Source organism: Nostocoides veronense, assembly GCF_039531185.1.
GTDB classification, from domain to species: Bacteria; Actinomycetota; Actinomycetes; order Actinomycetales; family Dermatophilaceae; genus Nostocoides_A; species Nostocoides_A veronense.
The window spans coordinates 82,932-102,659 of record NZ_BAAAPO010000053.1 but is presented as its reverse complement, the minus strand read 5'-3'; the positions used below and the strand labels follow the sequence as shown (position 1 = coordinate 102,659).

The window sequence follows — 19,728 nt, the reverse complement described above, 5'->3', positions numbered from 1 at the left end:
TCATTTCCCGACCCGCCCGGCCGAGCCAGCCACCAGGCCGCACAGTCCTAAAGATCAGCGCTTCCCTAGGAGCGGAGGGAACCACAGCCCGAGGAGCAGTAGCGGGGCGGCCATGACGACGAGATAGGGGAAAAGATCCGGCAGGATGCCAGCCTTGCCCTCGGTCCATGCCGCCCGCCGCGGCCAAGGGGACCAGGTCAGATCCACGACGGTTCCCTCGCCCGGCGCCGACGTCACGCTGGCAGAACCGCCGACATCGGTCATGCGAGCCTGGATCGAGGCGCTGAGGCCGCGGCGATGCGTCACTCCGGGTTCGAAGCCCACCCCCCGATCACGGATTTGCACCCCGACCACGAGCCCACGCATGCCGACCGTCACGTCCGCCGACTTCACGCCCGAATGCTGCGCCACATTGCGAAGAGCCTCGGCACTCGCACGCCGGAAGGCTTCCTGCACCGGTCCCGGCACCAGGAGCACATCTGGCCCGCGGTAACGCACCTCGACCCGCGAAGCCCGCAGAACCGGCCCGAGCAGAGACTCCTGGGTCTGCTCGCGCTCGGGGTCCTCCTCCGCTGCGCCGAGCGGCGCGGCTACCAAGGCGTGAGCCGCCTCTTGGGCTGCCGTGGGCGAGACACCGGCGCCGCCCATCGCGATCATTTGCAGGGTCCGCAGGATCTCGTCGTGCACGAAGAGATCTGCTTCCTTCTCGCGCCGCGCCTTCGCCTCCCGCGCCGCGGCGTCTGCTCGCTCCGCGGCGCGCAGGGCGGCCGCGTCGTCGACTTTCTGCGCCGCGCGGCGCACGAGCATCGCGGTCAAGGCCGGGGCGCCGGCGAGAGCGACGAGTTGACCGGTCGACGCTAACGCCTCGACGGATCGGTGCAGGCTTGGAATGTCTGGATCGGCGAGCCAGGTGTTCCAACGAACCTGGAAGTTCACGGCGAGGACGCCGAGACCGAGGGCCCAGCCATAGCGCGTGGCGACCGCCAGGAAGGCTGTGGTCGCGATCAAGCCCTGAGTGGGCCACCAAGAATCGGCAAGGTCGATGGACTGCCGTGTCTGTGGCCCGGCCAGTAACAAGCCGGCGCTGAAAAGCGCGGCGGCGAGCACGGACAGCTCAGCGAGGCGGCGCCAGGTGATCGTGGCCGTCAGCATGACGACGGCGGCCACCCCCATGAGAGCGACGCCCCACTGAGTGCGCCCGTCCGCAAGGTCCAGTGACCGGCGACCAATGGCGAGCGTCACGCCGATATTGACCAGGAAGCAGACCATGACCCCGAGCCGGATGCCGAACTCCACAAGTTCGGCCCAGCCGCCGGCCGGGTCCGGTCGCCACGGCACGGCCTTCACAAACCCAAGGCTATTGCCGGACACCGACATCCCGTGACTCGCGCTCACCCGATGTGTCCGAAAGGGGCACTCTGTGACGCATAGCATTCGGCGGTGGACATCCACGTGCGGGCCGAATCTCCCGAGGACATCCTCGCCGTGCGTCGGGTGCACGCCGAGTCCTTCGCCACGCCGCCGGGCGCCGCGGAGCCGATCGAGGCGCCGCTGCTCGATCGCCTGCGAGCCGATGGCGCGGTGCTCTCGGCCCTCACCTTCGTCGCCGTGCGCGACGGCGAGGTCGTCGGCAGTGTCGTATGCAGTCGCGGCCGGATCGGGGAGCGCCCGTCCGTCGGGCTGGGCCCGATCGCCGTCCTGCCGTCGCACCAACGCCAGGGCATCGGCTCGGCGCTGATGGCGGCCGTCATCGACGCCGCGCAGGTCGCCGGCGAGCGCGAAATTGCCCTGCTCGGAGATCCGGCGTATTACGCCCGGTTCGGTTTCCTCCCGGCCGCTCAGCTCGGCATCCAGAGCCCCGGCCCGTGGGGCGAATACTTCCAAGCCCGGCCCTTGACGCACCTCGACCCGTCGCGCGATGGCGGGCCCTTCCGTTATGCATCCGCCTTCGATTCGCTGGAGGACACCGCCGATGAACACTGAAGCGACGGCATACTTCGAAGCCGTCGAGGACACCGGTGCGGCCGCGACCTTCCGAGCGACCTGGCATACGGCCGGGCCCTGGACCGAGGACTCCCAGCACGGCTCACCCCCGGCGGCCCTGCTGGCGCGCGAACTGGAACGGCGCGTGGTGCCCGCGGGGAAGCGGGTGTCGCGGTTCACGATGGACTTGCTCGGGCCGATCCCGGTCGCCGAGGTGGTCGTTCGCGCCGAGGTGCTGCGCGACGGTCGGGCGGTGGCCTTAGTGCGGGCCGAGTTGGCCGATCCGGCGACCGGGCGCACCGTCGCCCAGGCGAGCGCCTGGTGCGTGCCGATCCTGGACGGCGGGCCCGAAGCGGGGGCGGCGAGCCCACCCGGGACGCCGGCGGACGGCATACATCACCCCATGCCACCAGGCTGGGTGCGCGGGTATGCCGACAGCATCGACTGGCGCTGGGTGGAGGGCAGCGTCGCGCAGGCTGGGCCCGCGACGGTGTGGATGCGTCCGCGCGTGCCGCTCATCGACGGTGAGGCGCTCTCGCCGCTGCAGCGGGTGCTTGCCTGCGTTGACTCGGCCTCCGGGATCGGCGCCGAACTCGACCTGCGCGCCTGGGACTTTCGCAATACCGACCTGACGGTGCACATTGTGCGGCCGCCCGAGGGGGAGTGGGTGGCGCTCGCCGCCTCCACCCTGCTCGCCGGCACCGGGGCCGGCCTGGCCCGGGCCACGTTGTATGACGAGCGCGGCGTCATCGGCGCCTCCGCCCAGTCGCTGCTGGTCCGCCCCCGCACCCGCTGACCCGTGCTGGCCCAGGCGGCCTACCCGCGCGCGTCCCGCTACCAACGCAGCTACCGCCTGGTTCTGGTCGTGATCACGACCAAAACCAGGCGGTAGCTCGAGCGTTAGGGCGGGGGCAGGCACCCGCGCGAGTGCCGACCCCAACCCGAGGCAGGTGGGGTCAGTTCACCCGCACCGTCATTTTGCCGGTCGAGTTGGCCTGGACGACCTTGATCGTCACGCCGACGCCCGCGACCTTGACGCTGCCCATCGGGTTGGCGTCGTCGTAGTAGGCGTTGGGGTCACTGTCATCGAAGATGGCGATGGGCGCCTGCGAGGGCACGGAGAGGGTCGTCATGCCAGCGGCCGTCTCGCGGTGCAGCGAGATCGGGTCCGTCGCCTCGGTGCCGAAAGTGGCATCGAAGGTCTGGATCCGGTTGCGAGCCACCACGCCATCGCTCCAGGTCAGCGCCTTGGCGCGGGCGTCAACCGGCAGAACGCGGCCGGAGCCCGGGTGCTGGCGGGTGTTGTTGTTGGAGACGGCGGTGTTCCAGTACGTCACGAGCAGCCCGTTTTGGTACGGGAAGTGCTCGACCCAGTTCGGCTTGGTGTTCAGCCAGCCGAAGTTGTAAGGCCCGGTCTGCAGGGTCGCGTCATAGGAGAGGTACTGGCGGTTCTCCGCGATGTAGTAGCGCGACTTGCCATTGGCATCGACCGGCAGCGTGACGATCAGCGCCTGCGACTTCTTCGTCGCGTGCGTCGACGGCCCGAGCATGAGCGTGGCCTTCTGATCGGCCGCGACCTCGGTGTAGTCGAGCCAGCCGAGCATCAGCTTCTCCCACGCGCCCATGTGGTTGGGCGTGGTGCCGATGGTGTCCTTGCCGTGGCCGAGCCACGAACCGGAGGACATCAACGTCCAGAAGCCGGTGCCATTCTCGCCGCCGCTGGTGTCGTAGAGGTCCGGCAGGCCGAGGTCGTGGGCGTATTCATGCGCGAAGACGCCGAGCCCGCCATTCTCCGGCTCGGTGGTGTAGTCGCGGATCCACAGATCGGTGTTCCCGATCTTGATGCCGCCGATCTTGTTCCAGGCGGGCCCGCCGCCGCTGCGCTGGCCGACGGCCCAGCGGTGGCTCCAGATCGCCGAGCTCGGGGCGCCGGCCTCCTCGCCCTCCCCGGCATGCACGGCCTGGAAGTGGTCGATATAGCCGTCCGGCTCGCCGAAGTTGCCGTCCTTGTCGTAGTCGTAGCGGTCCCACTTGTCGAAGGAGGCGAGGTATGCCGTGATCTCGGCATCGGTCTTGCCGGCCGCCTTCTGCTGGTCGTACCACGCATTCGCGCTGTCTTGGATGAAGCGCGTCATATCCGTCTGGCTCTCGGTTTCGCCATAGCTGGCCGAGTTGTACGGCACGGTGACCCAGTCGGAGACATCGCCGTCGACGGTGTAGCGCCCGCTGCTCATCTCCTCATACAGGCTGGTCATCGACTCGCCGGAGCCGAAGAACATGTCCTTGTAATGATTGGTGCTGAAGTCCGGGACCCAGTAGGTCGTGTTGTCGGTGCTGCGGTCCGGCTGCGGGATCTGGTTGTGCTGCGGCCCGGCCGGAGCGCTCGGGAAACGCGGGTCGATCTGGTCGCCGAAGTCGATCAGGAAGGTGAGGATCGAATCGCTGGATTGCAGCCCGTATTGCGCCCACTGGCCGGGGGAGATCTTGACGGCCTTGCTCTTGCCCTTGGTCACCGGCTTCGCCTTGCCGGAGACCACCTGAGAGACGGCCTCTTGCATGGCGTCGCGGCGGGCGTCGCTGGCCGCATCGGGCCGATCGTCGCCGGCTGCCGCGCCGGCACTTGGCGCCCCCTCGGCCGCGGGGGCGGATTGGGCGATGGTTGCTGGAGCCAGGGCGGCCACCAGAGCCAGGGCGGTAGCCCCGGTCAACATCCGGATTCTGCTTCAGCGCACGGGAACGTCCTTGTTCTCGGTCGTGGCACGGACCACCGCACGGGAACCTCGCATCGCGCGTCCCCCGCGGCCTAGATCAGGCCGGTGGACCGTGTGCGCCCGGGTCGGGCACCCTAGGGACGCTAGTCCACGGAGACGAGGATGTGGGCCGGGGCCGCCGCATACTTGCTGGTCAGCGGGTCGGGCCAGACGATTTTGCTGCGCCGGTGCGCCCGACTAGACTGGAGCACCGTGTCTCGCAGCGCTGCGCTGCGCGCGAGCCGCCGGGCAGCAGTCCTTGGTGACTGATATGCCACACCCTCTCGCCGGGCAAACCATTTCACACTCCACCCGTGTGTGGAAGCGGGGAGTGCAGGGGAGAGCCTGGGCGACACACCCGAGATCGGGGGTCGAGCCCAGACATGACTAGGAGCGCCCGTCCACCCGGACGAGCGCCACGACGAATCGAAGGACGCAGTTTGCCTACCATCAACCAGCTGGTGCGCAAGGGCCGGCAGGACAAGGCCACCAAGGTCAAGACTCCTGCCCTGAAGGGCTCTCCCCAGCGCCGCGGTGTGTGCACCCGTGTGTACACCACCACCCCCAAGAAGCCGAACTCGGCCCTGCGCAAGGTCGCCCGTGTGCGCCTGACCAGCGGCATCGAGGTCACCGCCTATATCCCCGGCGTCGGCCACAACCTGCAGGAGCACTCGATGGTGCTCGTGCGTGGCGGTCGTGTGAAGGACCTCCCCGGCGTTCGCTACAAGATCATCCGCGGCGCGCTCGACACCCAGGGTGTCAAGAACCGCCAGCAGGCCCGCAGCCGCTATGGCGCCAAGAAGGTGAAGAAGTAATGCCTCGTAAAGGTCCCGCACCCAAGCGGCCGCTCGTCGTCGACCCCGTCTACAACAGCGTCCTGGTGACCCAGCTGGTCAACAAGATCCTGCTCGATGGCAAGAAGTCGATCGCCGAGAACATCGTCTACGGCGCCCTCGAGGGTGTTCGCACCAAGACCGGCACCGACCCCGTGCCCACGCTCAAGCGGGCGCTGGACAATGTCCGCCCGACCCTGGAGGTCAAGTCCCGCCGCGTCGGGGGCGCGACCTACCAGGTCCCCGTCGAGGTCAAGCCGGGCCGCGCCACGACCCTGTCGCTGCGCTGGCTCGTCGGCTACTCCCGGCAGCGCCGTGAGAAGACCATGACCGAGCGCCTGATGAACGAGATCCTCGACGCCTCCAACGGCCTCGGTGCCGCCGTGAAGCGTCGCGAGGACACCCACAAGATGGCCGAGTCCAACAAGGCCTTCGCGCACTACCGCTGGTGACCCCAGCCGGTCGTATGCCGCGTGCTCACCCGAGCGCGCGGCATACGGCCCCCGGCGCAGCCGCGCCGGACCCTGACACGTAACGCAGTTCGCAACGAACGAGATGAGATAACCCAAAGTGGCACAGGACGTCCTGACCGACCTCACCAAGGTCCGGAATATCGGCATCATGGCGCACATCGACGCTGGCAAGACCACGACGACCGAGCGCATCCTCTTCTACACCGGTCGCAACCACAAGATCGGTGAGACCCACGACGGCGCCTCCACCACCGACTGGATGGAGCAGGAGAAGGAACGCGGCATCACCATCACCTCCGCCGCGGTGACCTCCTTCTGGAATGGCAACCAGGTCAACATCATTGACACCCCCGGCCACGTCGACTTCACCGTTGAGGTGGAGCGCTCATTGCGCGTCCTCGACGGCGCCGTCGCCGTCTTCGACGGCAAGGAGGGTGTCGAGCCCCAGTCCGAGACCGTGTGGCGTCAGGCCGACAAGTACGACGTCCCGCGCATCGCGTTCGTCAACAAGATGGACAAGCTCGGCGCGGACTTCTACTTCACCGTTCAGACCATCAAGGACCGCCTCGGCGCCGAGCCGCTGGTCATCCAGTTGCCCATCGGTGCGGAGAACGACTTCGTTGGCGTCGTCGACCTGGTCGAGATGCGCGCCCTGGTGTGGCCGGGCGATGCCAAGGGCGATGTCACCATGGGCGCGAAGTATGAAGTCCAGGAGATCCCCGCCGAGCTGAAGGATCAGGCGGACGAGTACCGCATGGCCCTGGTCGAGCGGGTCGCTGAGTCCAGCGACGAGCTGATGGAGAAGTACCTCGAGGAGGGCGACCTCAGCGTCGCCGAGCTTAAGGCCGGCATCCGCGCCCTGACCGTTTCGTCGACGCTCTACCCGATCCTGTGTGGCTCGGCCTTCAAGAACCGTGGCGTGCAGCCGATGCTCGATGCCGTTATCGACTTCCTGCCCAGCCCCCTTGACGTCCCGGCCATGAACGGCCACGCCGTCGGCAATGAGGACGAGGTCATCGTCCGCAACCCGGCGGCCGACGAGCCCTTCTCTGCGCTGGCGTTCAAGGTTGCCTCGCACCCGTTCTTCGGGACCTTGACCTTCATCCGTGTCTACTCCGGCCGGATCGCCGCAGGCACCCAGGTGCTCAACTCGACGAAGGTCAAGAAGGAGCGCATCGGCAAGCTCTTCCAGATGCACGCCAACAAGGAAAACCCTGTTGACGAGGCGCTGGCCGGGCACATCTACGCCGCGATCGGCCTGAAGACCACCACCACCGGTGACACCCTCTCCGACATCGAGAAGCCCGTCGTCCTGGAGTCGATGACCTTCCCCGAGCCGGTTATCCAGGTCGCCATCGAGCCCAAGACCAAGGGCGACCAGGAGAAGCTCGGCGTCGCGATCCAAAAGCTCGCCGAAGAGGACCCGACCTTCAAGGTCAACCTCGACGAAGAGACCGGTCAGACGATCATCGCCGGCATGGGCGAGCTCCACCTCGACATCCTCGTGGACCGCATGCGTCGCGAATTCAAGGTCGAGGCCAATGTCGGCAAGCCGCAGGTCGCCTACCGCGAGACCATCCGTCGCGCGGTCGAGAAGTACGACTACACCCACAAGAAGCAGACCGGTGGTTCCGGTCAGTTCGCGAAGGTGCAGATCGCGCTGGAGCCGCTGGACACCTCCGAGGGCGAGCTCTACGAGTTCTCCAACAAGGTCACCGGTGGTCGCGTGCCGCGCGAGTACATCCCGTCGGTCGACGCCGGCATCCAGGACGCCATGCAGTACGGCACCCTGGCCGGCTACCCCCTCGTCGGCGTCAAGGCGACGCTGCTCGATGGTGGCTACCACGACGTCGACTCCTCCGAAATGGCGTTCAAGATCGCCGGGTCGATGGCCTTCAAGGAGGCCGTCAAGAAGTGTGACCCGGTGTTGCTCGAGCCGATGATGGCCGTCGAGGTCCGCACGCCCGAGGAGTACATGGGCGACGTCATCGGCGACATCAACTCCCGCCGTGGCCACATCCAGGCCATGGAGGACATCAGCGGCGCCAAGGTCGTTCGCGGCCTCGTCCCGCTGTCGGAGATGTTCGGGTATGTCGGTGACCTGCGGTCCAAGACCCAGGGTCGCGCGAACTACTCCATGGAGTTCGATTCCTACTCCGAGGTGCCCAAGAGCGTCGCGGAAGAAATCATCAAGAAGACCCGAGGCGAGTGACCGGTAGACTTACCGGCTGACCCTCTAGTCATACCCCCTAAGCACCGCCCGTCCTTCCTGGTCGCAAGCGGTATCCCAGAGAAGTCCTGAGGAGGACAAGCAAGTGGCGAAGGCAAAGTTCGAGCGGACCAAGCCGCACGTCAACATCGGCACCATCGGTCACATCGACCATGGCAAGACGACGCTGACGGCTGCGATCTCGAAGGTCCTGCACGACAAGTACCCGGACGTCAACCCCAAGTTTGCGTTCGATGACATCGACAAGGCGCCGGAAGAGAAGCAGCGCGGTATCACCATCTCGATCGCGCACATCGAGTACCAGACCGAGGGCCGTCACTACGCCCACGTCGACTGCCCCGGGCACGCCGACTACGTCAAGAACATGATCACCGGTGCGGCGCAGATGGACGGCGCGATCCTCGTGGTTGCCGCCACCGACGGCCCCATGCCGCAGACGAAGGAGCACGTCCTCCTGGCCCGCCAGGTCGGCGTCCCCTACATCGTCGTGGCGCTCAACAAGACTGACATGGTCGACGACGAGGAAATCCTCGAGCTCGTCGAGATGGAGGTCCGGGAGTTGCTCTCGACCTACGAGTTCCCCGGCGACGACCTGCCCGTCGTGCGCGTCTCGGCGCTGAAGGCGCTCGAGGGCGACGAGAAGTGGGCCGGCTCCGTGCTCGAGCTCATGGACGCTGTCGACGAGTACATCCCCGAGCCCGAGCGTGAGACGGACAAGCCCTTCCTCATGCCCGTCGAGGACGTCTTCACGATCACCGGTCGTGGCACCGTCGTCACCGGTCGTATCGAGCGCGGCATCCTCAAGGTCAACGAGGAGGTCGAGATCGTCGGTATCCACACCGGTCCGGCGACCAAGACCACCGTCACCGGCATCGAGATGTTCCGCAAGTTGCTCGACGAGGGTCGCGCGGGCGAGAACGTCGGCCTGCTCCTTCGTGGCATCAAGCGCGAAGACGTCGAGCGCGGCCAGGTCGTCGTGAAGCCGGGTTCGATCACCCCGCACACGAACTTCGACGCCAACGTCTACATCCTGTCCAAGGATGAGGGCGGCCGTCACACGCCGTTCTACGACAACTACCGTCCGCAGTTCTACTTCCGCACCACGGACGTCACCGGCGTCGTTTCCCTGCCCGAGGGCAAGGAAATGGTTATGCCCGGCGACAACACCGAAATGGCCGTTGAGCTGATCCAGCCCATCGCCATGGAAGAGGGTCTGAAGTTCGCGATCCGTGAAGGTGGCCGCACCGTCGGCGCCGGTCGCGTGACCAAGATCAACAAGTGACGCCTCGCGGGTGACCATCACCCGCGCATCGCGAAGGGCCCGTATGCCGATCGGCATACGGGCCCTTTCGTCTCCGCAGAAATGCGTCCCTGCGCGTGCACCCGCTGGCGCACGCGCGTGCTACGTTTGCAGCATGCGCACGACAGTTGAGTTTGACCCGGACACGGCCAAGGCTGTCGAAGATTTGCGGGCGCAGGGCAAAGGGGTGAGTGAGGCGGTCAACACACTCATCCGCGCGGGGCTGGTCTCCGAGCGCTCACGCGCACCATTTGTTCAGCGCACGCGTCACCTCGGCATCCGGATCGATGTCTCCAATGTCGCGGATGCCCTCGAGGTCCTTGAAGGTTCGGACGCACGCTGATGCTGGTTGACGCCAACATCCTGCTGTATGCCGTTGATGCCGACTCCCCATTCCACGACCGTGCTCGCGAGTGGCTCACGGAGGCCTTGAACGGGGCGCAACGGGTCGGCTTGCCCTGGATGTCACTGTGGGCCTTCCTTCGGATCGCGACGAACCCGCGAGCCAGTCTCAACCCGCTCAGTCCGGCGCACGCCTGGGGGCACATCGAGGAGTGGCTGGACGCCCCGGCTGCCTGGGTGCCCGCACCGGGTTCTGGGCACCGCCGACTCCTTCAGAAGCTGGTGATCGAGCGGGATCTGCGGGCCGGTCTGGTCAGCGACGCGGCCCTGGCGGCGATCTGCCTCGAGCACGGCCTCGCGATCGTCAGCGCCGATAGCGACTTCGCGCGCTTCCCGGACCTCCGCTGGATCAACCCGCTCGTTGCTGGCTAAAGCATTCCTCGTCACCCGAACGAGCTCGGCCTCCCGATTTTGCCGCCGAGCGTGCGGTCTGGCAGAATAATCAGGTTGCTTGACGCGGCACCGAGCCCTGGGCTTGACCAGCCGCCCGAGAGTGCGAACGAATCGAACCAGCCATGACGGCCGGGGCGACACACTCTTGAGTTCAAGCCGCCGGCTCAGGCCGGACCACCGATCAGCACCGACGATCGCCGATTAGGCGCGTCGCCGGGTAGCGGAGCTAGGGCGACACACCCGACCTCGGGGGTCGGAGGCCGGAGCAGGCCACATACGTTTTGTTAGTTGGACGGCGAGAGAGAGACGACCACACGATGGCGGGACAAAAGATCCGCATCCGGCTGAAGTCGTATGACCACGAGGTCATCGACAGCTCGGCGCGCAAGATCGTCGACACGGTGACCCGCGCGGGTGCGACCGTTGTCGGCCCGGTTCCCCTGCCCACGGAGAAGAACGTTTTCGTGGTCATCCGGAGCCCCCACAAGTACAAGGACTCCCGCGAGCACTTCGAGATGCGCACGCACAAGCGCCTCATCGACATCATCGACCCGACGCCCAAGGCCGTCGACTCGCTGATGCGTCTCGACCTGCCGGCGGATGTCAACATCGAGATCAAGCTCTAAGGGACACCACCATGACTCACGCGAACACGCGCGCCGTCAAGGGTGTGCTCGGCGAGAAGCTCGGCATGACCCAGGTGTGGGACGCCGACAGCCGCCTCATCCCGGTCACGGTCGTCCAGGCCGGGCCCTGCGTCGTCACGCAGGTCCGCAGCGACGAGACCGACGGCTATACCGCTGTCCAGATCGCCTATGGCGAGATCAACCCCCGCAAGGTCAACCAGCCGATGGCCGGCCACTTCGAGAAGGCCGGGGTCACCCCCCGCCGCCACCTCGTCGAGCTGCGCACCTCCGACGCCGCGGACTACACCCTCGGCGCCGAGATCACCGCGGCCGTCTTCGAGGCCGGCCAAAAGGTCGACGTCTCCGGCACCACCAAGGGCAAGGGCTTTGCCGGCGTCATGAAGCGTCACGGCTTCAAGGGCGTCTCGGCCTCCCATGGTGCGCACCGCAACCACCGCAAGCCCGGCTCCATCGGCGGGTGCTCCACCCCCGGTCGCGTCTTCAAGGGCATGCGTATGGCGGGCCGCATGGGTGGCGTTCGCCAGACCACCGCGGGCCTGACCATCCACGCCGTCGACGCCGACAAGGGCCTGCTGCTCATCAAGGGCGCCGTCCCCGGCCCGCGCGGTGGCCTCGTCCTCGTCCGCTCCGCCGCGAAGGGAGCCTGAGCATGACCGCCAAGACCGTCACGGTTGATCTGCCCGCCGAGATCTTCGATGTGCAGACCAATGTCCCGCTGATCCACCAGGTCGTCGTCGCGCAGCTCGCCGCCGCCCGCCAGGGCACTCACGCCACCAAGACCCGGGGCATGGTCTCCGGTGGTGGCCGCAAGCCCTACAAGCAGAAGGGCACCGGCCGCGCCCGTCAGGGCTCGACCCGTGCGCCGCAGTTCGCCGGCGGTGGCACCGTCCACGGCCCGCAGCCGCGGGACTACTCCCAGCGCACCCCCAAGAAGATGAAGGCTGCTGCGCTGCGCGGCGCCCTCTCCGACCGGGCGCGCCACGGCCGCATCCACGTCGTCGAGGGCCTCGTCACCGGCGACGCTCCGTCGACCAAGGACGCGGTGGCCCTGCTGGCCGGTCTCACCGAGCGCAAGAACCTGCTGGTCGTCCTCGACCGCAGCGACATCGTCTCGCTGAAGTCGGTCCGCAACCTCAACAACGTCCACGTCCTGGCCGTCGACCAGCTCAACACCTACGACGTGCTGTGCGCCGACGACGTGGTCTTCACCAAGGCCGCTTTCGACGTCTTCGTCGGGCCGGCGCAGGAGGACACCAAGTGAGCACCGTGCAGAAGGACCCGCGCGACATCCTGATCGCGCCGGTCGTGTCCGAGAAGAGCTATGGCCTCCTGGAGGAGGGCAAGTACACCTTCATCGTCGACCCCCGCTCGAACAAGACCGAGATCAAGATCGCGGTCGAGCAGATCTTCGGCGTCAAGGTCGACTCGGTTCACACGATGAACCGTCAGGGCAAGGCCCGCCGCACCCGTTTCGGCATGGGCAAGCGCAAGGACACCAAGCGTGCGATCGTCACCCTCCGCGAGGGCTCGATCGACATCTTCGGTGCGGGCGCCTGAGGAGCATAGGTAGACATGGGAATCCGCAAGTACAAGCCCACGACCCCGGGTCGTCGCGGCAGCAGCGTGGCCGACTTCGTCGAGATCACGCGCAGCACCCCCGAGAAGTCGCTGGTGCGTCCGCTGAGCAAGTCCGGTGGCCGCAACGCCTCGGGCCGCATCACGACGCGTCACATTGGTGGTGGCCACAAGCGCGCCTACCGCGTCATCGACTTCCGTCGTCATGACAAGGACGGCGTGCCGGCGAAGGTCGCGCACATCGAGTACGACCCCAACCGCACCGCCCGCATCGCGCTGCTGCACTATGCCGATGGCGAGAAGCGCTACATCCTGGCCCCCAAGGGCCTGGAGCAGGGTCAGCCGATCGAGAACGGCCCCGGCGCCGACATCAAGCCCGGCAACAGTCTGCCGCTGCGCAATATCCCCACCGGTACCGTCGTGCACGCCGTGGAGATCAAGCCCGGTGGCGGCGCGAAGATCGCCCGCTCCGCTGGCGTTCGCGTGCAGCTCGTCGCCAAGGACGGCCCCTACGCCCAGCTGCGTATGCCGTCCGGTGAAATTCGCAATGTCGACCTGCGCTGCCGCGCCACCATCGGTGAGGTCGGCAACGCCGAGCAGTCGAATATCAACTGGGGCAAGGCTGGCCGTATGCGGTGGAAGGGCAAGCGCCCGACCGTCCGTGGCGTCGCCATGAACCCGGTTGACCACCCGCACGGTGGTGGCGAGGGCAAGACCTCTGGTGGCCGGAACCCGGTCAGCCCGTGGGGTCAGCCTGAGGGCCGCACCCGTCGTCCTGGCAAGGCCAGCGATCAGATGATCGTGCGCCGCCGCCGCACCGGCAAGAAGCGCTGATAGGAGCACCTGAATCATGCCGCGCAGTTTGAAGAAGGGCCCCTTCATCGACGGCCACCTCCAAAAGAAGGTGGACGCTCAGAACGCTTCGGGTTCTAAGAACATCATCAAGACCTGGTCGCGCCGCTCGGTCATCGCGCCGGACTTCCTCGGTCACACCTTCGCCGTTCACAACGGCAAGACCCACATCCCGGTCTTCGTGACCGAGTCGATGGTCGGACACAAGCTCGGCGAGTTCGCGCCGACCCGCACCTTCAAGGGTCACATCAAGGACGACAAGAAGGGTCGTCGTCGATGAGCACGGAGAACGTTATGGAAGCCAAGGCGATCGCCCGGCACGTGCGGGTCACCCCGCAAAAGGCCCGCCGCATCGTCGACCTCATCCGCGGCAAGCAGGCCACGGACGCCGTCAACACCCTGCGCTTCGCCCCCCAGGGCGCGAGCGAGCCGGTGCTGAAGGTGCTCCAGAGCGCCATCGCCAACGCCCGGGTCAAGGCCGACGCCGCATCGGAGTCCTTCGATGAGCGCAACCTGATCGTCAGCGCTGCGTTCGTCGACGAGGGCCCGACCATGAAGCGGTTCCGCCCGCGCGCCCAGGGCCGCGCCGGCCGCATCAACAAGCGCACGAGCCACATCACCGTTTTCGTCGCGCCGAAGGCAACCGGAAAGGCAGGCACCCGCTAATGGGGCAGAAGGTCAACCCGCACGGCTTCCGGCTGGGCATCACCACCGACCACAAGAGCCGCTGGTTCGCCGACTCCACCAAGGAGGGTCAGCGTTACCGCGACTACGTCAAGGAAGATGTCGCGATCCGCAAGCTGATGTCCCAGGGCATGGAGCGCGCCGGTATTTCCCGCGTCGAGATCGAGCGCACCCGTGACCGCGTTCGTGTGGACATCCACACCGCGCGTCCCGGCATCGTCATCGGCCGCCGCGGCGCCGAGGCCGACCGCATCCGCGGCGACCTCGAGAAGCTCACCGGCAAGCAGGTCCAGCTGAACATCCTCGAGGTCAAGAACCCCGAGATCGACGCTCAGCTCGTGGCCCAGGGCATCGCCGAGCAGCTCGCCGCCCGCGTGACCTTCCGTCGCGCGATGCGCAAGGGTATGCAGTCCGCCCTCCGCGCCGGTGCCAAGGGCATCCGGATCCAGTGCTCGGGTCGTCTCGGCGGCGCCGAAATGTCCCGCTCGGAGTTCTACCGCGAAGGCCGGGTGCCCCTGCACACGCTTCGCGCGAACATCGACTACGGCTTCTTCGAGGCCAAGACCACCTTCGGTCGCATCGGCGTCAAGGTGTGGATCTACAAGGGCGATATGACCGAGAAGGAGTTCGCTGCGCAGCAGGTCAACGCCCCGCGCGGCGGCGCCCGCGGTCCGCGCCGCGACCGTGACGACCGTCCCGCCCGCGCTCGCCGCGACGCGGTGGCCGGCACTGACAACGCCGAGGCGGCTCCGGCTGCCGAGGCCGTTTCCGAAGGAGCGTGAGTGCGCGATGTTGATTCCTCGTCGCGTCAAGCACCGTAAGCAGCACCACCCCGGTCGCTCCGGCATGTCCAAGGGCGGCACCGCCCTCGCGTTCGGTGACTATGGCATCCAGGCTCTCGAGCCCGCCTATGTCACCAACCGGCAGATCGAATCCGCCCGTATCGCCATGACCCGCTACATCAAGCGTGGCGGCAAGGTGTGGATCAACATCTACCCGGACCGTCCGCTGACCAAGAAGCCGGCCGAAACCCGCATGGGTTCCGGTAAGGGTTCGCCGGAATGGTGGATCGCCAACATCAAGCCGGGCCGCGTCATGTTCGAGCTCTCCGGTGTCCCGGAGGAGGTCGCCCGCGAGGCGATGCGCTTGGCCATGCACAAGCTGCCCATGAAGACCCGTTTCGTCACGCGCGAAGGTGGTGACATCTGATGGCTATCGGAAGCAAGGACCTGACCCCCACCGAGCTGCGGGGCCTCGAGGACGAGCGTCTCGTCGAGGAACTGTGCAAGGCCAAGGAGGAACTGTTCAACCTCCGGTTCCAGTCGGCCACCGGTCAGCTGGAGAGCCACGGCCGCCTGCGGGCGGTCCGCAAGGACATCGCCCGGATCTACACCGAAATGCGTGAGCGCGAGCTCGGCATTGGCGGGGCGTGAGCGGCATGAGCGAGAACACTATGGAAGAGAAGTCGAGCGTGGAGCGCAACTACCGCAAGACCCGCCAGGGCATGGTGGTCAGCGACAAGATGGACAAGACCGTTGTCGTCGAGGTCGAGGACCGCGTCAAGCACGCCCTGTACGGCAAGGTCATGCGCAAGAGCCACAAGGTCAAGGCGCACGATGAGCAGAACACCGCTGGTGTTGGCGACCGCGTCCTGATCATGGAGACCCGTCCGCTGAGCGCCTCCAAGCGCTGGCGCGTCGTGGAGATTTTGGAGAAGGCCAAGTGATTCAGCAGGAATCGCGCGTCAAGGTCGCCGACAACACCGGCGCCAAGGAGCTGCTCTGCATCCGCGTCCTCGGTGGATCGGGTCGGCGGTATGCCGGCATCGGTGACACCATCGTGGCGACCGTCAAGGACGCCATCCCCGGTGGCAATGTCAAGAAGGGTGATGTCGTCAAGGCGGTCATCGTGCGCACCACCAAGGAGCGCCGGCGGCCGGACGGCAGCTACATCCGCTTCGACGAGAACGCTGCCGTCATCCTCAAGAACGATGGTGATCCTCGTGGCACCCGCATCTTCGGCCCGGTGGGCCGCGAGCTGCGTGACAAGCGCTTCATGAAGATCATCTCCTTGGCACCGGAGGTGCTCTGACCCCATGGGCAAGATGAAGATCAAGAAGGGCGACACCGTCCAGGTGCTCACCGGCAAGGACAAGGCCAAGCAGGGCAAGGTCATCGCCGTCAACACCGAGACCCAGCGTGTGACCGTCGAAGGCGTCAACCGCGTGACGCGCCACGTCAAGCCGGGCACCCGCGGCACTGGCGGCCTCGTCGTGCAGGAAGCGCCCATCCACGTCAGCAATGTCGCGATCGTCGACCCCGCCGACAAGAAGCCGACCCGCGTCAAGACCCGCGTTGAGCAGGTCGAGCGCGACGGCCGCACCAAGACCACCCGCGTGCGGGTCTCCGCACGCTCCGGTAAGGACATCTGATGACTGAAACCGTCACCAAGCCTCGGCTCAAGACGCGCTACCAGGGTGAGGTCAAGACCTCCCTCCAGGAGCAGTTCAGCTACGCCAACGTCATGCAGATCCCCGGCGTCGTCAAGGTCGTCGTCAACATGGGTGTCGGCGATGCCGCCAAGGACAGCAAGCTGATCGAGGGCGCCATCAAGGACCTTACGGCGATCACCGGCCAGAAGCCGCAGGTCACCAAGGCCCGCAAGTCCATCGCGCAGTTCAAGCTGCGCGAGGGTATGCCGATCGGCGCGCACACGACGCTGCGCGGCGATCGCATGTGGGAGTTCCTCGACCGCCTCGTCACCATCGCGCTGCCGCGTATCCGTGACTTCCGCGGCCTGTCCCCGAAGCAGTTCGACGGGCGAGGCAACTACACCTTCGGCCTGACCGAGCAGTCGATGTTCCACGAGATCGACCAGGACCGCATCGACCGGGTTCGCGGCATGGACATCACCATCGTCACCACCGCGACGAACGACGACGAGGGACGGGCGCTGCTCAAGGCGCTGGGCTTCCCCTTCAAGGAGAACTGACATGGCGAAGACCGCGCTGAAGAACAAGGCCGCCAAGGCGCCGAAGTTCAAGGTTCGTGGCTACACCCGCTGCCAGCGCTGCGGCCGGCCCCACTCCGTGTACCGCAAGTTCGGCCTGTGCCGGATCTGCCTGCGCGAGATGGCCCACCGCGGCGAGCTGCCGGGCGTGACCAAGAGCTCCTGGTAAGGCCAGGGCTTCGCTGCGCGAAGGCGAAGTTGTCCGTTCCGGGCAACCCAGCTCGCTGCGCTCGTCGGTTGCCCGTTCCGCTCACGCGGACATCTATGGTTCCGAAGGTCTGCCGCTAACGCGGGAAACCAGCGGAGTCACCAAGAACGACAACGCAAGAAACCACCACCAACACCGAAGGTCCGCGGCCGGCATACGGCAGCAGAAACCGCGGTGAGAAGGGGCCGATCAAGCCCATGACCATGACCGACCCGATTGCGGACATGCTGACCCGCGTCCGGAACGCCAACTCGGCGCACCACGACGAGGTCTCCATGCCGTTCTCGAACCTCAAGTCGCACATCGCCGAGATTCTTCAGGCCGAGGGCTATATCGCCTCCTGGAGCGTCGAGGACGCCGAGGTCGGCAAGACCTTGACGATCAACCTCAAGTACGGCCCCAACCGGGAGCGCTCCATCGCCGGCATCCGCCGCGTGAGCAAGCCCGGCCTGCGGGTCTACGCGAAGTCCACCAACCTGCCCAAGGTTCTCGGCGGACTCGGCATCGCGATCATTTCCACGTCGTCCGGCCTGCTGACCGACAAGCAGGCGGCTAACAAGGGTGTGGGTGGGGAAGTCCTCGCCTACATCTGGTAAGGGAGCACCGATATGTCTCGAATCGGACGTATGCCGGTCACCGTTCCCGCGAGCGTCACGGTCACCGTCGACGGTCACACCGTCACGGTCAAGGGCCCCAAGGGTGAACTGAGCCATGTGGTCGCCGAGCCGATCGCCGTCGCGGTCGAGGACGGCTCCGTTGCCGTTACCCGCCCCAACGACGAGCGTCTCTCCCGGTCGCTGCACGGTCTGACCCGCACCCTGATCAACAACATGGTGCTCGGTGTCACCGAGGGCTTCGAGAAGAAGATGGAGATCCGTGGCACGGGTTACCGCGTCATGGCGCGTGGCTCGAACATGGAGTTCGCGCTGGGCTACAGCCACCCCATCACCATCGAGCCGCCGGCCGGCATCACCTTCGCGGTCGAGAACCAGACGCGGTTCGCGATCCAGGGCATCGACAAGCAGCTCGTCGGTGAGACGGCTGCCAACATCCGCAAGCTGCGCAAGCCTGACCCCTACAAGGGCAAGGGTGTCCGCTACGCCGATGAGGTCATCCGCCTCAAGGCCGGCAAGACCGGGAAGAAGTAAGCCATGGGCAAGATCGTCAAGCGCGGCACGAGCAAGGCCGCGGCGCGCACGCGCCGTCACTCTCGTCTCCGCAAGACCCTGACCGGCACCACCGCGCGTCCGCGCCTGGTCGTCTCGCGCAGCAGCCGCCACGTCTTCGTGCAGATCGTCGACGACGCGGCCCGCACCACGCTGGCCAGCGCCTCCACCATGGAAGCCGACCTGCGCGGCTTCGACGGCGACAAGACCGCCAAGGCCAAGAAGGTCGGCGAGCTCGTCGCCGAGCGCGCCAAGGCGGCCGGTGTCGAGTCGGTCGTCTTCGACCGTGGCGGCAACAAGTACCACGGCCGTGTCGCCGCCATCGCCGATGGCGCCCGCGAGGGAGGCCTGTCTCTGTGAACACCGCATACTTCGAGATGAGGAACATCTGATGCCCGGACCCCAGCGTCGAGGCACCGGCGTCGCCGACCGCGGCGGCGACCGGAATGCCGAGCGCGGCGAGCGCCGCGGCCGCGACGGTGACCGTCGCGACAACCGCCGCGATGCCGCCGCCGAGAAGTCCCAGTACCTCGAGCGCGTTGTAACCATCAACCGCGTCGCCAAGGTCGTCAAGGGTGGCCGTCGCTTCAGCTTCACCGCGCTCGTCGTCGTCGGCGACGGTGACGGCACCGTGGGCGTCGGCTACGGCAAGGCCCGTGAGGTCCCCGCCGCCATCGCCAAGGGCGTCGAAGAGGCCAAGAAGGCCTTCTTCAAGGTCCCGCGGATCCAGGGCACCATCCCGCACCCCGTCCAGGGTGAGGCGGCGGCCGGTGTCGTCATGCTCCGCCCCGCCGCTCCTGGTACCGGTGTTATCGCCGGTGGCCCGGTCCGTGCGGTCCTGGAGTGCGCCGGCATTCACGATGTGTTGTCGAAGAGCCTCGGCTCGGACAACTCCATCAATATCGTCCACGCGACGGTCCAGGCACTGAAGGTACTGGAGCGTCCCGAGGCGGTTGCCGCTCGTCGTGGCCTGCCCTTGGATGAGGTTGCCCCGGCCGCCATGCTGCGCGCCCAGGCCGCCGCGAAGGCCGGTGCGTGATGGCGCAACTGAAGGTCACCCAGAAGAAGGGCATCGTCGGCGAGAAGCACAGCGCGCGGGAGACTCTGCGCACGCTGGGCCTGAAGCGCATCGGCGATGTCGTCGTCAAGGAGGACCGCCCCGAGATCCGGGGTATGGTCCGCACCGTCCGCCACCTCGTGGTGGTCGAGGAGGTCGAGTGAGC

30 protein-coding genes are annotated in these 19,728 nt (G+C 66.8%); 28 read left to right on the top strand and 2 right to left on the bottom strand.

Annotated elements, in window-relative coordinates:
* Positions 1 to 54: 54 nt before the first annotated feature.
* A complete protein-coding gene (locus ABD225_RS17010) occupies positions 55 to 1,347 on the bottom strand; it encodes a sensor histidine kinase (protein ID WP_344088334.1) in 1,293 nt (430 codons plus the stop codon).
* Positions 1,348 to 1,440: 93 nt separating this feature from the next.
* Here ABD225_RS17010 and ABD225_RS17005 point away from each other — a divergent pair, with 93 nt between their 5' ends.
* Complete coding sequence (locus ABD225_RS17005; protein WP_344088332.1) at positions 1,441 to 1,983, top strand: GNAT family N-acetyltransferase; 543 nt, start codon at positions 1,441 to 1,443, stop codon at positions 1,981 to 1,983.
* Complete coding sequence (locus ABD225_RS17000) at positions 1,973 to 2,779, top strand: thioesterase family protein (protein WP_344088329.1); 807 nt, start codon at positions 1,973 to 1,975, stop codon at positions 2,777 to 2,779. Before ABD225_RS17005 ends, ABD225_RS17000 begins: the two co-directional genes overlap by 11 nt.
* 160 nt (positions 2,780 to 2,939) lie before the next feature.
* Here the strand turns inward: ABD225_RS17000 and ABD225_RS16995 are convergent, their stop codons facing one another.
* Positions 2,940 to 4,694 carry an immune inhibitor A domain-containing protein gene (locus ABD225_RS16995; protein ID WP_344088326.1) on the bottom strand — a complete coding sequence of 585 codons (1,755 nt, stop codon included), beginning with the start codon at positions 4,692 to 4,694 and terminating at the stop codon, positions 2,940 to 2,942.
* Between the two features lie 479 nt (positions 4,695 to 5,173).
* On the opposite strand from ABD225_RS16995, the gene rpsL reads away from it, so the two are divergent.
* The 26 genes from rpsL (at position 5,174) to rpmD (ending at position 19,726) form a co-directional block, all read left to right on the top strand.
* A complete protein-coding gene (rpsL, locus tag ABD225_RS16990) occupies positions 5,174 to 5,548 on the top strand; it encodes a 30S ribosomal protein S12 (RefSeq protein WP_344088323.1) in 375 nt (124 codons plus the stop codon).
* Positions 5,548 to 6,018 carry a 30S ribosomal protein S7 gene (rpsG, locus tag ABD225_RS16985; protein ID WP_048547048.1) on the top strand — a complete coding sequence of 157 codons (471 nt, stop codon included), beginning with the start codon at positions 5,548 to 5,550 and terminating at the stop codon, positions 6,016 to 6,018. The genes rpsL and rpsG overlap by 1 nt, the downstream gene beginning before the upstream one ends.
* A 118-nt stretch (positions 6,019 to 6,136) precedes the next feature.
* Positions 6,137 to 8,251 carry an elongation factor G gene (gene fusA, locus ABD225_RS16980; RefSeq protein WP_344088320.1) on the top strand — a complete coding sequence of 705 codons (2,115 nt, stop codon included), beginning with the start codon at positions 6,137 to 6,139 and terminating at the stop codon, positions 8,249 to 8,251.
* A 103-nt stretch (positions 8,252 to 8,354) separates the two neighbouring features.
* Positions 8,355 to 9,551, top strand: coding sequence for an elongation factor Tu (gene tuf, locus ABD225_RS16975; RefSeq protein ID WP_344088317.1), 1,197 nt, complete (start codon positions 8,355 to 8,357; stop codon positions 9,549 to 9,551).
* 133 nt (positions 9,552 to 9,684) lie between these two features.
* Entirely contained in the window at positions 9,685 to 9,912 is a 228-nt protein-coding gene (locus tag ABD225_RS16970; RefSeq protein ID WP_344088314.1) for a ribbon-helix-helix domain-containing protein, read from the top strand.
* Positions 9,912 to 10,343 (top strand): TA system VapC family ribonuclease toxin, encoded by a 432-nt coding sequence (locus ABD225_RS16965; protein ID WP_344088311.1) that lies wholly within the window; start codon positions 9,912 to 9,914, stop codon positions 10,341 to 10,343. Before ABD225_RS16970 ends, ABD225_RS16965 begins: the two co-directional genes overlap by 1 nt.
* 338 nt (positions 10,344 to 10,681) lie before the next feature.
* The gene (rpsJ, locus tag ABD225_RS16960; RefSeq protein ID WP_019146773.1) at positions 10,682 to 10,990 is read left to right on the top strand and encodes a 30S ribosomal protein S10; all 309 of its coding nucleotides are present in this window, start codon (positions 10,682 to 10,684) and stop codon (positions 10,988 to 10,990) included.
* A gap of 11 nt (positions 10,991 to 11,001) precedes the next feature.
* Positions 11,002 to 11,658, top strand: a complete 657-nt coding sequence (gene rplC, locus ABD225_RS16955) for a 50S ribosomal protein L3 (RefSeq protein ID WP_344088308.1) — start codon at positions 11,002 to 11,004, stop codon at positions 11,656 to 11,658.
* Between the two features lie 2 nt (positions 11,659 to 11,660).
* Positions 11,661 to 12,272: a 50S ribosomal protein L4 gene (rplD, locus tag ABD225_RS16950; protein ID WP_344088304.1), complete on the top strand. Its 612-nt coding sequence runs from the start codon at positions 11,661 to 11,663 to the stop codon at positions 12,270 to 12,272.
* Positions 12,269 to 12,568, top strand: coding sequence for a 50S ribosomal protein L23 (gene rplW, locus ABD225_RS16945; RefSeq protein ID WP_344088301.1), 300 nt, complete (start codon positions 12,269 to 12,271; stop codon positions 12,566 to 12,568). The genes rplD and rplW overlap by 4 nt, the downstream gene beginning before the upstream one ends.
* Positions 12,569 to 12,583: 15 nt before the next feature.
* On the top strand, positions 12,584 to 13,420 hold the full coding sequence (rplB, locus tag ABD225_RS16940) for a 50S ribosomal protein L2 (RefSeq protein ID WP_344088298.1): 837 nt from the start codon (positions 12,584 to 12,586) through the stop codon (positions 13,418 to 13,420).
* Positions 13,421 to 13,436: 16 nt separating this feature from the next.
* Positions 13,437 to 13,718, top strand: a complete 282-nt coding sequence (gene rpsS, locus ABD225_RS16935; RefSeq protein ID WP_344088295.1) for a 30S ribosomal protein S19 — start codon at positions 13,437 to 13,439, stop codon at positions 13,716 to 13,718.
* A 14-nt stretch (positions 13,719 to 13,732) separates the two neighbouring features.
* A complete protein-coding gene (gene rplV / locus ABD225_RS16930; RefSeq protein WP_344088343.1) occupies positions 13,733 to 14,104 on the top strand; it encodes a 50S ribosomal protein L22 in 372 nt (123 codons plus the stop codon).
* A complete protein-coding gene (rpsC, locus tag ABD225_RS16925; protein WP_344088292.1) occupies positions 14,104 to 14,904 on the top strand; it encodes a 30S ribosomal protein S3 in 801 nt (266 codons plus the stop codon). The genes rplV and rpsC overlap by 1 nt, the downstream gene beginning before the upstream one ends.
* 7 nt (positions 14,905 to 14,911) lie before the next feature.
* Entirely contained in the window at positions 14,912 to 15,331 is a 420-nt protein-coding gene (gene rplP / locus ABD225_RS16920; RefSeq protein ID WP_344088289.1) for a 50S ribosomal protein L16, read from the top strand.
* Positions 15,331 to 15,555, top strand: a complete 225-nt coding sequence (rpmC, locus tag ABD225_RS16915) for a 50S ribosomal protein L29 (RefSeq protein ID WP_344088287.1) — start codon at positions 15,331 to 15,333, stop codon at positions 15,553 to 15,555. Before rplP ends, rpmC begins: the two co-directional genes overlap by 1 nt.
* A 5-nt stretch (positions 15,556 to 15,560) precedes the next feature.
* Positions 15,561 to 15,848, top strand: a complete 288-nt coding sequence (gene rpsQ, locus ABD225_RS16910) for a 30S ribosomal protein S17 (RefSeq protein ID WP_344088284.1) — start codon at positions 15,561 to 15,563, stop codon at positions 15,846 to 15,848.
* Positions 15,845 to 16,213, top strand: a complete 369-nt coding sequence (gene rplN / locus ABD225_RS16905) for a 50S ribosomal protein L14 (RefSeq protein WP_344088281.1) — start codon at positions 15,845 to 15,847, stop codon at positions 16,211 to 16,213. The genes rpsQ and rplN overlap by 4 nt, the downstream gene beginning before the upstream one ends.
* A gap of 4 nt (positions 16,214 to 16,217) precedes the next feature.
* Complete coding sequence (rplX, locus tag ABD225_RS16900) at positions 16,218 to 16,553, top strand: 50S ribosomal protein L24 (RefSeq protein ID WP_344088278.1); 336 nt, start codon at positions 16,218 to 16,220, stop codon at positions 16,551 to 16,553.
* The gene (gene rplE / locus ABD225_RS16895; protein WP_344088275.1) at positions 16,553 to 17,113 is read left to right on the top strand and encodes a 50S ribosomal protein L5; all 561 of its coding nucleotides are present in this window, start codon (positions 16,553 to 16,555) and stop codon (positions 17,111 to 17,113) included. Before rplX ends, rplE begins: the two co-directional genes overlap by 1 nt.
* Before the next feature lies 1 nt (position 17,114).
* Positions 17,115 to 17,300, top strand: a complete 186-nt coding sequence (locus tag ABD225_RS16890) for a type Z 30S ribosomal protein S14 (RefSeq protein WP_324385536.1) — start codon at positions 17,115 to 17,117, stop codon at positions 17,298 to 17,300.
* Positions 17,301 to 17,536: 236 nt separating this feature from the next.
* A complete protein-coding gene (gene rpsH, locus ABD225_RS16885; RefSeq protein WP_344088272.1) occupies positions 17,537 to 17,935 on the top strand; it encodes a 30S ribosomal protein S8 in 399 nt (132 codons plus the stop codon).
* 12 nt (positions 17,936 to 17,947) lie between these two features.
* Entirely contained in the window at positions 17,948 to 18,487 is a 540-nt protein-coding gene (gene rplF / locus ABD225_RS16880) for a 50S ribosomal protein L6 (RefSeq protein WP_344088269.1), read from the top strand.
* A 3-nt stretch (positions 18,488 to 18,490) separates the two neighbouring features.
* The gene (rplR, locus tag ABD225_RS16875; protein ID WP_344088266.1) at positions 18,491 to 18,865 is read left to right on the top strand and encodes a 50S ribosomal protein L18; all 375 of its coding nucleotides are present in this window, start codon (positions 18,491 to 18,493) and stop codon (positions 18,863 to 18,865) included.
* Between the two features lie 31 nt (positions 18,866 to 18,896).
* Positions 18,897 to 19,544, top strand: a complete 648-nt coding sequence (gene rpsE / locus ABD225_RS16870; RefSeq protein ID WP_344088263.1) for a 30S ribosomal protein S5 — start codon at positions 18,897 to 18,899, stop codon at positions 19,542 to 19,544.
* On the top strand, positions 19,544 to 19,726 hold the full coding sequence (rpmD, locus tag ABD225_RS16865) for a 50S ribosomal protein L30 (protein WP_344088260.1): 183 nt from the start codon (positions 19,544 to 19,546) through the stop codon (positions 19,724 to 19,726). The genes rpsE and rpmD overlap by 1 nt, the downstream gene beginning before the upstream one ends.
* Positions 19,727 to 19,728: the final 2 nt, after the last annotated feature.